The organism is Streptomyces pallidus (ex Mingjun et al. 2026) (assembly GCF_051550185.1).
GTDB lineage: Bacteria > Actinomycetota > Actinomycetes > Streptomycetales > Streptomycetaceae > Streptomyces.
The window spans coordinates 4,440,621-4,455,466 of record NZ_CP196181.1; the positions used below are offsets into that span (position 1 = coordinate 4,440,621).

At 74.1% G+C, this 14,846-nt stretch carries 13 protein-coding genes; 7 read left to right on the forward strand and 6 right to left on the reverse strand.

Annotated features, from left to right (window positions below; genetic code table 11):
• Positions 1 to 85 precede the first annotated feature (85 nt).
• Both ACSHWO_RS19650 and ACSHWO_RS19655 read right to left on the reverse strand, forming a co-directional pair.
• Positions 86 to 2,320: an acetate--CoA ligase family protein gene (locus ACSHWO_RS19650; RefSeq protein ID WP_438313431.1), complete on the reverse strand. Its 2,235-nt coding sequence runs from the start codon at positions 2,318 to 2,320 to the stop codon at positions 86 to 88.
• Positions 2,321 to 2,637: 317 nt separating this feature from the next.
• Positions 2,638 to 3,984, reverse strand: a complete 1,347-nt coding sequence (locus ACSHWO_RS19655; RefSeq protein WP_438313433.1) for a flavin-containing monooxygenase — start codon at positions 3,982 to 3,984, stop codon at positions 2,638 to 2,640.
• A 195-nt stretch (positions 3,985 to 4,179) separates the two neighbouring features.
• Here ACSHWO_RS19655 and ACSHWO_RS19660 point away from each other — a divergent pair, with 195 nt between their 5' ends.
• Complete coding sequence (locus ACSHWO_RS19660) at positions 4,180 to 4,632, forward strand: DoxX family membrane protein (RefSeq protein WP_438313435.1); 453 nt, start codon at positions 4,180 to 4,182, stop codon at positions 4,630 to 4,632.
• Between the two features lie 35 nt (positions 4,633 to 4,667).
• The gene (locus ACSHWO_RS19665; protein WP_438313437.1) at positions 4,668 to 5,072 is read left to right on the forward strand and encodes a Zn-ribbon domain-containing OB-fold protein; all 405 of its coding nucleotides are present in this window, start codon (positions 4,668 to 4,670) and stop codon (positions 5,070 to 5,072) included.
• A 7-nt stretch (positions 5,073 to 5,079) separates the two neighbouring features.
• Here the strand turns inward: ACSHWO_RS19665 and ACSHWO_RS19670 are convergent, their stop codons facing one another.
• Together ACSHWO_RS19670 and ACSHWO_RS19675 are read right to left on the reverse strand one after the other, a co-directional pair.
• On the reverse strand, positions 5,080 to 5,751 hold the full coding sequence (locus tag ACSHWO_RS19670) for a pyridoxine/pyridoxamine 5'-phosphate oxidase (protein WP_438313439.1): 672 nt from the start codon (positions 5,749 to 5,751) through the stop codon (positions 5,080 to 5,082).
• A gap of 112 nt (positions 5,752 to 5,863) precedes the next feature.
• Positions 5,864 to 7,090, reverse strand: coding sequence for a thiolase C-terminal domain-containing protein (locus ACSHWO_RS19675; RefSeq protein WP_361095612.1), 1,227 nt, complete (start codon positions 7,088 to 7,090; stop codon positions 5,864 to 5,866).
• Positions 7,091 to 7,234: 144 nt separating this feature from the next.
• Between ACSHWO_RS19675 and ACSHWO_RS19680 the strand changes: the two genes are divergently transcribed.
• Positions 7,235 to 8,569, forward strand: coding sequence for an acyl-CoA dehydrogenase family protein (locus ACSHWO_RS19680; protein WP_438319167.1), 1,335 nt, complete (start codon positions 7,235 to 7,237; stop codon positions 8,567 to 8,569).
• On the forward strand, positions 8,569 to 9,042 hold the full coding sequence (locus tag ACSHWO_RS19685) for a nitroreductase family deazaflavin-dependent oxidoreductase (protein ID WP_361095609.1): 474 nt from the start codon (positions 8,569 to 8,571) through the stop codon (positions 9,040 to 9,042). The genes ACSHWO_RS19680 and ACSHWO_RS19685 overlap by 1 nt, the downstream gene beginning before the upstream one ends.
• 44 nt (positions 9,043 to 9,086) lie before the next feature.
• On the opposite strand, the gene ACSHWO_RS19690 is transcribed toward ACSHWO_RS19685, so the two are convergent.
• Positions 9,087 to 9,734 (reverse strand): TetR family transcriptional regulator, encoded by a 648-nt coding sequence (locus ACSHWO_RS19690; protein ID WP_179176458.1) that lies wholly within the window; start codon positions 9,732 to 9,734, stop codon positions 9,087 to 9,089.
• 312 nt (positions 9,735 to 10,046) lie between these two features.
• Here ACSHWO_RS19690 and ACSHWO_RS19695 point away from each other — a divergent pair, with 312 nt between their 5' ends.
• From ACSHWO_RS19695 to ACSHWO_RS19705, 3 genes are all read left to right on the forward strand, one after another.
• Positions 10,047 to 10,862 (forward strand): VOC family protein, encoded by an 816-nt coding sequence (locus tag ACSHWO_RS19695; protein ID WP_438313442.1) that lies wholly within the window; start codon positions 10,047 to 10,049, stop codon positions 10,860 to 10,862.
• Between the two features lie 293 nt (positions 10,863 to 11,155).
• Positions 11,156 to 13,609 (forward strand): serine/threonine-protein kinase, encoded by a 2,454-nt coding sequence (locus ACSHWO_RS19700; protein ID WP_438319169.1) that lies wholly within the window; start codon positions 11,156 to 11,158, stop codon positions 13,607 to 13,609.
• 128 nt (positions 13,610 to 13,737) lie between these two features.
• On the forward strand, positions 13,738 to 14,232 hold the full coding sequence (locus ACSHWO_RS19705) for a peptidylprolyl isomerase (RefSeq protein ID WP_385806150.1): 495 nt from the start codon (positions 13,738 to 13,740) through the stop codon (positions 14,230 to 14,232).
• A 96-nt stretch (positions 14,233 to 14,328) separates the two neighbouring features.
• Here ACSHWO_RS19705 and ACSHWO_RS19710 read toward each other — a convergent pair whose 3' ends face one another.
• The gene (locus ACSHWO_RS19710; protein ID WP_385806148.1) at positions 14,329 to 14,844 is read right to left on the reverse strand and encodes a hypothetical protein; all 516 of its coding nucleotides are present in this window, start codon (positions 14,842 to 14,844) and stop codon (positions 14,329 to 14,331) included.
• Between the last annotated feature and the right edge of the window lie 2 nt (positions 14,845 to 14,846).

Genomic DNA, 14,846 nt, shown 5'->3' on the forward strand with positions numbered 1-14,846 from the left:
CGGGCTCCGCGCCCCGACGACGACCGCAGGGGTGCCGCCGCCGGCGGGGGCAGTAGCGGCGGGGGCGATGGCGAAGGCGGTCGTGTCAGCGGCAGACGGCCAGGGCGTCCAGGGCCACCGCTCCCTGCCCGCGCGGGAGCACCATCAGCGGGTTGATGTCCAGCTCCGACAGCACGCCGCCCAGCTCCAGCGCCATCCGCTGCACCCGCAGCACGACCTCGACCAGCGCGTCGGCATCGGCCGGGGGCGCTCCCCGGACCCCGTCGAGCAGGGCCCGGCCGCGCAGCTCGGCCAGCATCGCCCGGGCCTGGTCCTCGCCGAACGGCGGTACGCGTACGGCCGCGTCGTGCAACACCTCGACCAGCACCCCGCCCAGCCCCACCGTCACGGTCGGGCCGAAGAGCGCGTCCTGGGTGACGCCGACGAACATCTCGACGCCGCGCTGCACCATCTGGCAGACCAGGATCCCGTCCAGCGGGATGTTCTCGTACCGCGCGATGTCCGTGAGCTCCCGGTAGGCGTCCCGGATCTGGCTCGCCGAGGTCAGCCCCACCTTGACCAGTCCCAGCTCCGTCTTGTGCGCGAGTTGCGGGCCCGAGGCCTTCATCACCACCGGGTAGCCGACCAGGCCCGCCGCGCGGACCGCGGCGGCCGCGCTGGTGACGAGCTGCTCGCGCGGGACCCGGATCCCGTAGGCCCGCAGCAGCTGTTTCGCCGCGTGCTCGCTGAGCTGCTGGCCCGGGCGCATCAGTGCCTGCGCCTTGCGGTACGAGGGGGACGGGGTCCGCGGGGCGTCGGTGAAGGGAGACCGGTAGCCGGTGGTGAAGCGGTGGTGGTCGAGGTACGCGCGCACGGCGGTGATGCAGTTGCCGAAAGTGCGGAAGGTGGCCACGCGGGAGGAGCCGAGCAGGGTGGTGCGGTAGGCCTCCTCGGTGCCGACGGGCGAGCCCCAGACCACGCAGATCAGCTTGTCGGTCTGCTCGGCGGCGTCCACCAGGTCCTGGGCGAGCCGGTCGCTCATCGGCGGGAAGGGGCCGGTGATCGGGCAGATCAGCACGCCCACGGAGGGATCGGCGAGGATCGCGTCGATGATCTTCCGGCCGCGCCAGTCGCCGACCGGGTGGCCGCCGTTGTCGATCGGGTTGGCGACGTTCAGGTAGTCCGGGATCCACTGGTGGAGCTCGTCCTGCTTGGCCCGGGAGAGTGCGGGCAGGTGCAGGCCGGCCTCGGTGGCGAGGTCGGAGAAGTGGGCGCCGGTGCCGCCCGAGATGGAGTAGACGACGACCCCGTCGGCCCGGGGCGGGCGGGCCCGGGCGAGCAGCGCGGCCGTGTCCTGGAGCTCGTCCAGGGCGTCGACGCGGATGACGCCGAACTGGCGCATCGCGGCGTCGACGACGGCATCGGCGCCGGTCAGCTTGCCGGTGTGGGAGGCGGCGGTCCGGGCGCCGGTCTCGGTGCGGCCCACCTTGACCGCGACGACGGGGACCCCGTTGCGGGCGGCCCGGTCGGCGGCCAGGAGGAACGACCGGCCGTCCTTCAGACCCTCCACGTAGCAGGCGATCGCGCCGACGTCGGGCTGCTCGGCGAAGTAGGAGATGAAGTCGGCGGTTTCGAGGTCCGCCTCGTTGCCCGTGGGAGCCCAGTGGGAGAGCCGGATGCCCAGCTCCTGGAGGGTGTACACGGGCCGCCCCTGGTGGCCGGACTGGGTGATCAGCGCGATGGCCGGGCCCCGGAGGTCGTCGCGGAACTCCTGGAAGGCGTTGAGGTTGGTGTTGGGGCCGAGGAGGCGAAGGCCCGATCGCCGGACCGCGGCCGCCAGCCGCGCCTGGGCGGCGGCCCCGGTCTCGCCGGTCTCGGCGAAACCGGAGGCGAAGGCGACGGCGAACTTCACCTTGGACTCGGCCAGCTCCTCGATCACCGCGACCGGGTCGCCGACGAGCAGCACCGCGAGGTCCACCGGCTCGGGCAGCGCGGTCACCGAGGGGTGGCAGGGCAGCCCGAAGACGCTGGTGCGGGTGGGGTGCACGGGGTGGATACGGGCGCCGACGCGCTCCGCCCAGGCGATCAGCTGCCGGGTGATGCCGGTGTTGGGCCTGCCCTCGGCATCGGACGCGCCGACGACGGCGACGGACTCGGGTCGGAAGAACCGGTCCAGGTCCGGCACCTCGGCGTCCAGGGGCCGGCCGCTCACGTCCAGGGCGACCGCGTCCTCGGCGGAGGCCGGCGCGGTGGAATGGACGGCCTCCCGGGGTGTTTCCCCGCAGGCCTCCACACGCGCGCGGAAGTCGGTGGTCAGGGTGCCGTGAGTAGATCCAAGCATCGCTTCGCCCGCTCCCTGCTCGATGGACGATCAGCCTCGAAGGCGGTTACTGACGCGTCGTCAGATCGCCGCCGTGACCCAGACTACTGAACTGACATGCCGTCAGGAACACTGCTGCGCAGGAAAGGTGGTGGAGGAGATGTGTGGAAGGGAACGGTGGCAGATGCGGGAGGCGCGGGTCCAGGGGTGGATTCGGTCGAGGTTGGGGCAGGGGCGTGGGAGCAGCCGGGAGAGGGGCGCGGGAGGGGCGTCGCGGGAGGGCTGCCGGGGCGGCTCCTCGCTTCCGCCGGCACCTGCGCGTCGCGCCTGCCGCCCCGTCAGGCGAGGGGGTCGACCGGGCGGAGGCCGGTGTCCTGAAGGGCCTCCTCCCGGACCTTGGCCCGGGCTTCGGAGCGGACGCCGAGGCGGCGGGCCAGCACCTTGGCGATCTTCTCGGCGTCCAGCGCCATCTCGCGGAGCATCCCGCTGATGGGGTTGCCGAAGCCGGTGAAGTACAGGCCCGGAGCGTGCCGCAGGGTGCGCGCGCCGTGCGTACGGGGCCGGCCGCGCTCGTCGAGCACGTCCAGGTGCCCGACCAGGCCCTCCAGGGCGCGCCGGTAGCCGGTGGCGGCGATCACCGCGTCCGGGGTGATCCGCGAGCCGTCGGCGAGCACCACCTCCCCGCCGTCGAACGAGTCCACCGCGGCGACCGGCTCGACCCGGCCGGTGCGGACGGCGTCGATCAGGCCGACGTCCTGTACCGGGATCGCCCCCTGCTTGACCCTGCTGTACAGGCCGGTGGTGGGGCGGGGGAGCCCGTGCGCCGACAGGTCCGGGACGGACGCCCTGGCGATGAGTGCGCCGACCCGGTCCACAATGGGCGCGGGCAGTCGCCGCACCAGGATCCCGCTGCGCTGGGCGGGCCAGCCGGCGGTGGAGCGGCGCACGATGTGCGGGGCGGTCCGCACGGCGAGCCGCACCCGCGCGGCGCCGCCCTCGGCGAGGTCGACGGCTATCTCGGCGCCGGTGTTGCCGACGCCGACCACGAGGACGTCCAGGCCGGTGTACGGCTCCGCGTTCCGGTAGTCGCGGGCGTGCAGCAGCCGGCCGCCGTACGAGTCCCGGCCCGGCCAGTCGGGCAGCGCGGGCGTGTGGTTGAACCCGGTGGCGACGACCACGGCCCGGCCGGTCAGCACGCGCCCGCCGCTGGCGTGCAGGAGCCACGCGTTGGCCTCGGGGTCGTGCTCGGCCTTGGACCTGGCGCCGGCCTTGCGCCTGCCCTTCCCCTTGCGGCCGGTGCCGGTGCCGGCTTCCGGTCCGCTGTCGGCGGGGTGCGGGGCGCGTTCGATGCGAGTCACCTCCACGCCGGTGACGAGCTCCAGCTCGTGGAACTCGGCGTACTTCTCCAGGTAGCGCACCACGTCGTCGCGGGACACCCACCGGCCGAACCGGCGGGGCATGGCCAGGCCCGGGAGCGCCGAGAGCCGGCGGGTGGTGTGCAGGTGGAGGCGGTCGTAGTGGCCGCGCCAGGAGGAGCCGACCGTGTCGGTCTTCTCGACGACCACCGCGCGGATCCCGCGGGCGCGCAGCGCGGCGGCCGCGGCGAGGCCACCGGGCCCGGCACCGATCACGTACACGGGTCGGGGCTGGGTGGTCATGTCAGGGGCGGTGGCGTCTCCGGGCATGAGGAGTGAGCGTATCGACACACAGCGTTGTTGGGTCTCGGAGAAGGAGGGAAATCGATTGCGGATCGGTCACGGAGGATGCGGGGCGCGGTCCCGCCGCGGGCGCCGTGCGGACGCGGGGCCTTGCGGGATCGACCTGGATCCGCTCAACTGACGTACCGTCAGATCGGGTGAGAGGGAAGGCGGGGACTGCCGATGCGGACCGTCTGGCTCAGTGGCGCCGAGTGGCTCGCCGTGCTCCGGATAGGCCTCGGCCTGTGGTGGCTGGAGAGCTGGCGGCACAAGGACAAGAAGGGCTGGTTCGAACGCGGCACCGGCATCGCCTGGGCCGCCGACGTCGCGGGCAAGCACCGCTGGCCGTTCGTGAAGGGCGGCTTCGAGAAGGTGGTCCGGCCCAGGCCCCGGCTGATGGCGTACGTCGTCGTCTACGCGGAACTCGCACTCGGCCTGGGTCTGGTGCTCGGGTTCCTCACGCCGATAGCGCTGGTCGGCGGGCTGCTGCTGAACCTGCTCTACCTGCTGCTGATGATCCACGACTGGGCCGAGCAGGGGCAGAACGCGATGATGATGCTCATCTCCCTCGTCGCGCTCCTCACCATGGGCTGGCAGGTCTGGTCCCTCGACTCGGCGCTGGGACTGTTCCTGTGAGCGCGGGCGCGGGCGCGGGCTCGGGTGGGGGTGGGGTGCGGTTCGACCTGCCGGACGCGGACGACTTCACCCGCCCCTACTGGGAGGCGGCCGCGGAAGGACGGCTCCTGCTGCGCCGCTGCACGCGGTGCGGGCGGGCGCACCACTACCCGCGGGAGTTCTGCCCGTTCTGCTGGGCGGGGGAGGAGCAGGTCGTCTGGGAGCGGGCCGGCGGAAGCGCCACCCTCTACACGTGGTCCGTCGTCCACCGCAACGACCTGCCGCCCTTCGGGCAGCGCGTCCCGTACACGGCCGCGGTCGTCGACCTGGCCGAAGGGCCGCGGATGATGACGGAGGTCGTGGACTGCGGCGCGGCGGACCTCCGCATCGGGATGCCGCTGGAGGTGGCGTTCCGCGAGGCGGCGGAGGGCGTGTGGGTGGCCGTGTTCCGGCCGCGGTGAACCGGGGTCAGGGCCAGAGCAGCTCGCGGACCCATGCGGAGGCGTCCGGGGTGCGGCGGTAGCGCAGGCGGACGTGCCGGCGGGCGGCGTCGCCCTGGAAGAACTCGACCTCGGCCGGGGCGAGGACGTACCGCGTCCAGGTCGGGGCGGGAGCGTCCGGTTCCGCACCGGCCCGCTCCCAGGCGGCGGCCGAGGCTTCCGCCAGCTCCCGTACGGAGCCGAGCACCTCGCTCTGCCGGCCGGTCAGCGCCGCGGCGAGCGCGCCCCGAGAGCGGACCGCCAGGTCCGCGCGGCTCTCCTGCGGGCCGCACGCGGTGACCGGGCCCCGGACGCGGACCTGGCGGCCCACCGCGGGCCAGTAGAACGCCAGCGCCGCTCCGGGCTGCCCGGCCAGCTGGTGGCCCTTGGCGCTGGTGGCGTGCGAGGCGAAGTGCCAGCCGCGGGAGTCGGCGTCGTGCAGCATCAGGATCCGCACGTCGGGCCGCCCCTCGGCGTCCACGGTGGCCAGGCTCATCGTGTGCGGCTCGACCTGCCCCGCCCGGGCTGCGTGCACGAACCACTCCCGGAACAGCGGCACCGGCGCGTCGGGCACGGCTTCGGGATCGAAGCCGGGGAGCTCGGTGTCCCAGACGCGCAGGGAGTGCAGGGTGCGGTGGAACTCGTCCGTCTCAGGGGGCATGGGGCCAGGGTAGGGGGGCGCGAGGCCCCCCGGGGGTGGTGGGCCGCGCGGTTCCGTTCCCGCCCGTCCCCTCGCCCCCGGCCGGCCGCCCCCTCCCTTCGCCCCGGTTTTCTCACCCCCGGCCCAACACCACCGTCCCCGAGGAGCAGAACCAGCCTCCCGTGCCGGATGCCAGGGCCACCTCCGGGAGGGTGCCGTCGCGGCGGGTCGCCTGGCCCGGGCCGGCCTCGCCGCGGAGTTGGCGGACCGCCTCGACCAGCAGGAACAGGCCGCGCATGCCGGGGTGGCAGGCCGAGAGGCCGCCGCCGTCGGTGTTGACGGGCAGCTCGCCCTCCCTCAGCAGGCGGCCCTTCTCGACGAAGGCTCCGCCTTCCCCCTTCGCGCAGAATCCGAGGTCCTCCAGGGTCACCAGGGTCATGTACGTGAAGGCGTCGTACAGCTCGGCGACGTCCACGTCCGCCGGGGTGAGGCCCGCCCGCCGGAAGGCCAGGCGGCCCGAGACGGCGGCCGGGGACACCGTGAAGTCGTCCCATTCCGACATGGTGGTGTGGGAGACGGCGGTGCCCGTTCCCAGGATCCAGACGGGCCGTTTGGCGGTGTCCGGTACGTACTCCTCGGCCGCCAGCAGGACGGCGCAGCCGCCGTCGGAGCGGATGCAGCAGTGCAGCTTCGTGAAGGGGTCGGCGATCATCTCGCCGGACAGGACCTCCTCGACGGTGATCGGGTCGCGGAACATCGCGTCCGGGTTGGCGGCGGCGTTCGCGCGGGCCTGTACGGCGACCGAGGCGAGCTGTTCGAGGGTGGTCCCGTACTGGTGCATGTGGCGGCGGGCGGCCATCGCGTACTTGGCGACGAGCGTGTGCCCGTACGGGACCTCGAACTGCAGCGGCCCGCGCGCGCCGAAGGAGAGGTTCGAGGTGCGGCGCCGGGCCTTGATGTCCGCCCGGGCGGTGGATCCGTAGACCAGCAGGACGGCCCGCGCGTGGCCGGCGGCGATGGCGTCGGCCGCGTGCGCCGCCATGACCTCCCAGGTCGAGCCGCCGACCGTGGTGGAGTCGACCCAGGAGGGGCGCAGTCCGAGGTACTCGGCCACCTCGACCGGGGCGAGGGTGCCGAGGCCGGCCGAGGCGAAGCCGTCGATGACGGAGCGGTCGAGGCCGGAGTCGGCCAGGGCGCGCCGGGCGGCCTGTGCGTGGAGGGCGTACGGGGTGGGGCCGTCGACGCGGCCGCAGTCCGAAAGGGCGACGCCGACGACCGCGACCTTGCGGCGCGGGGCGTCGGGGGTGGGAGCGGGGCCGCTCAGGGGCCCGGGCGGAGGTCCGGAGAGGGGTCCAGGCATGGGAGGACCGTACATCTGACTGGCCGTCAGTTCCAGGGTGTGCCCGCGGGCCTGCCGCCCGCTTCCCGCGTCGTTGCACCCCTGGGCATCTGTGGCCGCCCGCCCTAATATGACGCGCCGTCAGATACGGGGAGGAGCCCGATGATGGATGCCGCCTTCACCGCGGAGCAGGACGGCATGCGCCGCACCCTGCGCGAGATCCTGGCCAAACGCTGCGGCCCCGACGAGGTCAAGACCGCCGTCCGCACCCCCGACGGGTACGACCGCGAGCTGTGGGGGCAGCTGGCGCGGCAGCTCGGCCTGCCCGGCATCGCGGTGCCCGAGGAGTACGGGGGCGTGGGCTGCACCCCCGGCGACCTGGCGCTGGCCTGCGAGGAGACCGGGCGGGCCCTGCTGCCCTCGCCGCTGTTCGCCACCGCCGCACTGGCCGTACCGCTGATCACCGCCCTCGGCAGCGCCGCCCAGCGCTCCGCGCTGCTGCCCCGGCTCGCCTCCGGCGGGCTCACCGCCGCGCTCGCGGTACCCGGCCCGGCCCTGTCCACGGCCCTCGGGCTGACCGCGGACAACGCCCCCGCCGACTGGGCCGGCGGGGGCCGCGCCGGCGGGGTGCAGGCGCGCCGGGCCGAGGAGGGCGGCTGGCGGCTGTACGGGGAGGCCGTCCAGGTGCTCGACGGGCACAGCGCCGGCCTGCTGGTGGTCCCCGCGCACACGGGCGGCTTCGCCCGGAGCCGGACCCTGCTGTTCCTCGTACGGGGGGACGCGGCCGGGCTCGTCCGGCTGCGGCAGACCGCCCTGGACGAGACCCGGCCGCAGGCGTGCGTCCAACTGCGTCACGTAGAGGCCGACTTGCTGGGCGGGGGAACCGGTGAAGCCGCCACCGACACCCATGCCGCCACCGACGCCCATGCCGCCGCCGACACCCACGGCGCCGCCGCCGACGGCGGTCGCGTGCTTCGCGCCCTCGCCGCGACCGGCCGCACCGCCGCCGCCGTGCTCGCCGCCGAGGCGGCCGGGGCCGCCGGCCGGGCGCTCGACCGGACGGTGGAGTACGTGCGCACCCGGGAGCAGTTCGGCCGGGCCGTCGGTTCCTTCCAGGCGGTCAAGCACCGGCTCGCCGACCTGTACGTACAGGTCCAGGCGGCCCGCTCGGCCGCGTACTACGCCGCCTGGGACCCGGAGCAGGGCGGCCTCGCCCTCGCCCAGGCCCTGGAGGCCCTGCGGCTCACGGCCGGCGAGGCGATCCAGCTGCACGGCGGCATCGGCTTCACCTGGGAGCACGACGCCCACCTGTACTTCAAGCGGGCCGCGGCCGACGAGCTGCTCTTCGGGCCGGCCCACCGGCTGCGCGCGCACGCGGCCCACCGGGCAGGACTGTTCTCCCCCGGGGCGCCCGCACCCGCACCACCAGCACCACTCGCACCACCCGCGGCACCCGCCCCCGCCACCCCCCTCCACCCGAGCGAGAAGGCGGCCGTCTGATGGCTCTCGGCGTCAAGCTCATCCAGAAGGTCTCTTCGACGAGGCTGTTCGCGAGGATCGCACCGCACGTCATCCCCGCCCTGGACAGGACCGTGCACCGGCTCACCCGCGGCAGGGTCATCCCCAGCGCCCGCATGCTCCCCGGAGTGATCCTCACCGCCAGGGGAGCCAGGACCGGGCAGCCCCGCAGCACGCCCCTCGCGTGCATGCCGGAGGAGTCCGGCGCCGGGTGGATCCTGATCGGCTCCAACTTCGGCCGCCCCGGACATCCGGCGTGGACCGCGAACCTGCTCAAGCACCCCGACGCCGAGGTGAGTTGGAAGGGCCAGGACATCGCCGTTCGGGCACGGCTGCTGCAGGGCGCGGAGCGCGCCGCGGCGTGGCAGGCCGTGCTGGGGTTCTGGCCGCCGTACGCGACGTACCAGGCACGCATCGAGCGCGAGATCCGGCTGTTCCGCCTGGAACGTCGTTGATCGAGGCGGACCCCGGTGGTGGCAGGTGGTCCGGAGGTCCGCCGTTACCTGGTCGGCTTCTTGCCGGTCATGCCCAGGTGTACGAGGAGCGCCAGGTTCGGCTTGAGCTCGGCCTGCTTGACGCCCCAGGTCTGGAAGCCCTTCTGGTGCGAGGCGACCGCGGCCAGCATCGCGACCAGCGAGCCCGCCATCGCCGCCGGGCTGAGTTCCTTGTCGACCTTGCCCTTCGCCTGAAGCTCCTTGATCGACTCCGTGAGGGAGTTGGTGACGGAGTTCAGGATCTTCATGCGGATCTTGTAGAAGCGCTTGTCGCCCTCGGCCGCGCCGAGGTCGACGACGCGCAGGATCGCGTCGTTGCGCCGCCAGAAGTCCAGGAAGCCCTCGACGAGCTCCTCGGCCGCCTGCCAGCCGGCCTTGCCGACCCAGCTGCGCCCCTCGACGAGCGAGGTCAACTGCGCACCCTCGGTGGCCATTTGCTCGGCGATCTCCAGGACGGCCCCCTCGACGTCCGGGAAGTACTGGTAGAAGGTCGCGGGGGAGGTTCCGGCCTTGCGGGCGACGTCGATGACCTTGACGTCGCGGTACGGCGAGGAGCTGAGCATCTCGCCGAGGCAGTCGAGCAGCTTCTGCCGCGTCGCCTGACCGCGTCGGCCGGCAACGCGGCCGTCGACGGTGCGTACTTGTCCTGTCATGCCGTCAGCTTACCGAGGGGTGATCTGGGCGCGATTCGGCCGCCTGCAAATGGGGTTACGTGGTCCCCGGCCTGGGCAATGGCCGCTCCCGGTGGTTCCGGCGGGCGGTTTCCGGCCTGGTTCCGGCTGCGGGCACGGTCCTGTCCGGCCGCCCGAGGGGGGTGGTCGCTTTCTTCCAGTATCCCCCGATTAGTCTTATCAACAGGCTGTGGACAAGTCTTCGGGCAGATCATGGCCGAAACGGGCATCGCCGGGAGCTGCGCAGGCGCGTACGGAGGGTACACACCCCCGCACAACGGAAGGAAACGGGCCATGGCCGTATTCGCGGAAGGCACACCCTGCTGGGTGGACGCCTCGCTCCCCGACGTCGAGGCGGGCAAGCGCTTCTACGGCGAGCTCTTCGGATGGACCTTCAGCGAGAGCGCCGGCGCCGCGTACGGCGGCTACACCCAGGCCTACAGCCGCGGCCGCAACGTCGCCGCCCTCGCCCCGAAGCCCGACGGCCGCATGCCCACCGTCTGGGGGATCTACCTCGCCACCAAGGACGCCTACGCCTGCGCCGCCCGCATCCGCGCATCCGGCGGCCAGATGGTGATGGACCCGCAGCCCGTCGGCCCGTACGGCACCGCGGCCCTGGCCGCCGACCCCGGCGGGGCCGTCTTCGGCCTGTGGCAGCCCGGCACCCACCACGGCTTCGAGGCCCACCAGGAGCCGTACACCTACTGCTGGGCGGAGCTCTACACGCGGGCCCGCGACGCGGTCGACGTCTTCTACGCCAACGTCTTCGGCTTCGTCCCCGAGGACCAGGACGACGACGGCTCCGGCGTCGAGTACCGGCTGTGGTCCCCGCCCGGCAGCACCCCCGGGGCCGAGACGGCCGTCCTGGGGCGCAGCCTGATCACCGACGCCTTCCCGGAGGTCATGCCGGCGCACTTCCTCGCGTACTTCGCCGTCCCCGACTGCGACCGGTCCGTCGAGACGGTCGAGCGGCTCGGCGGCCGTGTCACCGCCGACCCCTTCGACACGGCCTACGGGCGGATCGCGGTCGTCGCGGACAACCAGGGCGCGGTCTTCGCCCTCCTCTCGGAGTCCCCCGGGCAGCAGGCCGGACCGCACGGACCGGCCTGAGCAAGCACCCCCGCGGACCGCCCGGACCGGCCCGGGACGCCCCCCGCGGACCGCCCGGGACGCCCCCCGCGGCCCGCCCGGAACGCCCTCCCCGGGCCGCTGGAAGCGGCGCGTCCGGGCACGGCCCCGACTGTGACGACACGGCCTGGGCGCGGGCCTGACAGAATCGGGGTTGCGCGACTCCGGGCGGCGCCCGGAATGCAACGCTGCACGGAGGCCGACCGCCGTGCCGGCGCGCGTGTAGGTGGAAACGGGCCAGGCCAAGGCCCGTACGGGGAGGTGTGAGGCGAGTGGTGGAGCAGCTGACGCAGCACGACCCGAGACGGATCGGCCCCTTCGAGGTGCTGGGACGGCTCGGCGCCGGCGGCATGGGGCTGGTCTATCTCGCACGGTCGGCGTCCGGACGCCGGGTGGCGATCAAGACAGTGCGGACCGAGCTCGCCGAGGACCAGCTGTTCCGGGTGCGCTTCACCCGCGAGGTGGAGGCGGCCCGCGCGGTGTCCGGCTTCTACACCGCGGCCGTGGTCGACGCCGACCCGCGGGCCGCCGTGCCGTGGCTGGCGACCGCGTACGTCCCGGCGCCCTCCCTGGAGGAGATCGTCAACGAGTGCGGGCCGATGCCCGTCCAGGCCGTACGGTGGCTCGCGGCCGGCATCGCCGAGGCGCTCCAGTCCATCCACGGGGCCGGCCTGGTCCACCGCGACCTGAAGCCGTCGAACGTGCTCGTCGTCGAGGACGGCCCGCGCGTGATCGACTTCGGTATCGCGAGCGGCGTCTCCAACACCCGCCTGACCATGACGAACGTCGCCGTCGGCACCCCCGCCTACATGTCGCCCGAGCAGGCGAAGGACTCGCGGAGCGTCAAGGGCGCCAGCGACGTCTTCTCGCTCGGATCCACCCTCGTGTTCGCCGCGACCGGGCACCCGCCCTACCACGGCGCGAACCCGGTGGAGACGGTGTTCATGCTGCTGCGCGAGGAGCCCAACCTCGACGGGCTGCCCGAGGAGCTGCGCCCCCTCATCGAGTCCTGCATGCAGATGGAGGCCGCTCAGCGGCCCACCCCGGCCGACCTCCAGGCCCAGCTCGCCCCCCACCTCTTCGACGGCGGCGACGACAGCGGCACCGCGTCCGCCTGGCTGCCCGGTCGGGCCGTCGCCATGATCGAGACCCGGCGGGCCGGCCAGCGCACGGTGGCCGCACCGGTCCCGGCGCCCGGCCGCGGCCCCGGCCCCGGCGCCCAGGGACGACCCGCCGACGTGCCCACGAACCGCCACGCGCCCCGCGGCCTCGCCGAGCCCGGCGTCGACCCGCGGACCGGCCACGCCATCCCGCAGCGCCCCCAGCACCCGCCCCGGCCCACGTCGGCGCCCTCCTCGGCGCCCGGCGCCGTACCCGCGCCCTCCGGCGAGCCGGTGCGCCTCGGCGGCTCCCCCGTACCGATCGGCCCCGGCCCGCGCGCCACCGCGTCGGCGCCCGCCGCCCACGCCGGAGCCGCCGATTCCGTCACCGGCTGGGTCCGCCCGCCCGGCGGCACCCCGGCCCCGGCCGGCGCGGGCCCCGCCTCCGCGGTCACCTCGGCCGCGGGCGCGTCGAACCCCGGCCCGGCCCCCGACAGCGGCCGCTGGCGCCCCTGGCGGTTCCGCATGTCCAACGAGGTCTGGGGCACCCCGACCGTCGCCGGCGACCTGCTCTACGTCACCTCCTTCGAGGTGCACGCCCTGGACGTGGCCACCGGCCGCCGCCAGTTCAAGACCCGCGACGTCGCCTGGTCCATGGCCGTCTCCGACGGCCGCATCCACGCCTCCGACGGACCCTCCCTGTACGCCCTCGACGCCTCCGACGGCTCCGAGCGGTGGCGGCTGTCCACCGACGCCTGGGTGTACGGCCTGCGCGCCGACCGCGGCACCGTCGTCACCGCCACCCGGGGCGGCGGCGTACAGGCCTGGGAGGCGTCCAGCGGCCAGAAGCTGTGGGAGCTGGCCGGGGCGCAGAGCGACTTCGAGACCCCCGAGGCGGCCCCCGTCCTGCACGAGGGCACGGTGTACGTGTGGCAGGACGCGCGGCTGCGCGCCCTGGACGCCCGCAGCGGCCTGGAGACCTGGTCGTACCCGGTCGGCGACGCGGCCTCCTGCGGCAACGTGCCCGTACGCGTCACCCCGGCCCCGGACGGCAACACCTACGTCACCGCCGGCACCCGCGTGCTGTCCGTGGACCGGGCGTCGGGCCGGGTCCGCTGGCACTTCGAGGCCCCTGCCGTGTTCCTGGCCCCGCCCGCGTTCGCGCCGGGCGCGGCCGTCACCGGCGGCGGCGTCTACCTCGTGGACTACCTGGGCACCGTGTACGCGCTGGACGCGATCACCGGCAAGGACCGCTGGCGCATCGCCACCGAGGCCCGTTCGTCCGCGGACCCGGTGCTGATCGCGGCTGGCAGCATCCACCTCGGCGCGGGCAGCGCCCTGTACACGCTGGACGCGGTCACCGGCACCCCGAAGTGGCGGTTCGCGGCCGGCGGCGAGATCACCGGCTCGCCGGCGGTCGCCGACGGCCGGGTCCACTTCGGCTCGGCCGACCACTGCCTGTACACCCTCGACGCGGCCGGCGGGCAGCTCCGCTGGAAGCTGGCCACGGGCGGCGAGATCACCGGGGCGCCGGTCGCGGAGGGTGGCGTGGTGTACGCGTGCAGCAAGGACCGCTGCGTGTACGCGCTCGACGCGGCCAAGGGAACGGGGACGCGCACGGGCGGATGAGCGGCGGGCGCCGACCGGGGCGGTTGACCTGCGGCGCGACCGGCGGGTGACCGGCTCGGACGGGGTGCGGGGCCGTTCCGCGGCCCCGCCGGGTCGCGTACGGCACCGGGAGTGACAGGATGGACCCCATGAGCAACGTTTACTTCGACATCAACATCAACGGCGAGGCCGCCGGCCGGATCGTCTTCCGCCTCTTCGACGAGGTCGTCCCGAAGACCACCAAGAACTTCCGCGAGCTGGCCACCGGCCAGCACGGCTTCGGCTACGCCGGCTCGCCGTTCCACCGCGTCATCCCGCAGTTCATGCTGCAGGGCGGTGACTTCACCAACCAGAACGGCACCGGCGGCAAGAGCATCTACGGCGAGAAGTTCGCCGACGAGAACTTCGACCTGAAGCACGACCGCCCGTACCTGCTGTCGATGGCGAACGCCGGCCGCAACACCAACGGTTCGCAGTTCTTCATCACCACGGTCGTCACCCCGTGGCTGGACGGCAAGCACGTCGTCTTCGGCGAGGTCGTCGAGGGCACCGAGGTCGTCGACGCGATCGAGAAGCTGGGCTCGCCGTCCGGCGCCACCCGCGCCAAGATCGAGGTCGCGGCTTCGGGCGTCGTCGAGGCCTGATCCCTTCCGTTTCCCGGGCGCGCCCGGTACGGCCGGAGGCCCTGCCCCTTCTAAGGGCGGGGCCTCCGCCGCGTCGTGCCCGTCATCGCCGGCCGGTCAGAGCCGGCCGAACAGCACGCCGCGCCAGGTCCAGCCCGCACCGAGGACCACCTTCTGCAGCGGCGCCTTCAGGTCCGACGTGGCGAAGCGGAACGTCTCCGTGGCCTCGGTGCGGCCGTCCTTGCCGCGCCCGATGGTCCACTGCTTCGACACCGTCGTCACCTGGCCCCGGGAGTACTCGCCCGACGTCGCCAGCCGCGGCGTACCGCCGACCCACGAGACCTCCCACTGCCGGTCGGCGGTCCGCACCTCGTGCCCGTCCGGGTCGATCCGCATCCGGATCTGTACCTGCCGCTCCAGCTGGTGGCGGAGGAAGAACTCGTGCCAGGCGGGCTCCCGCATCCGCCACTCCGCCACCAGGTCGGCGTCCTCCGCGGGAAGGGCGTTGCGCACGGTGTAGGGCACGTCCGGCCCACCCAGCGCGAGCAGTGCGGCCCGGACCTCCGCGGCCGGCTCGGGCGGGACGCCGCCGTCGGGGCGCCGCGTACCGGTCAGCCTGTCCTTGAAGCCCATGG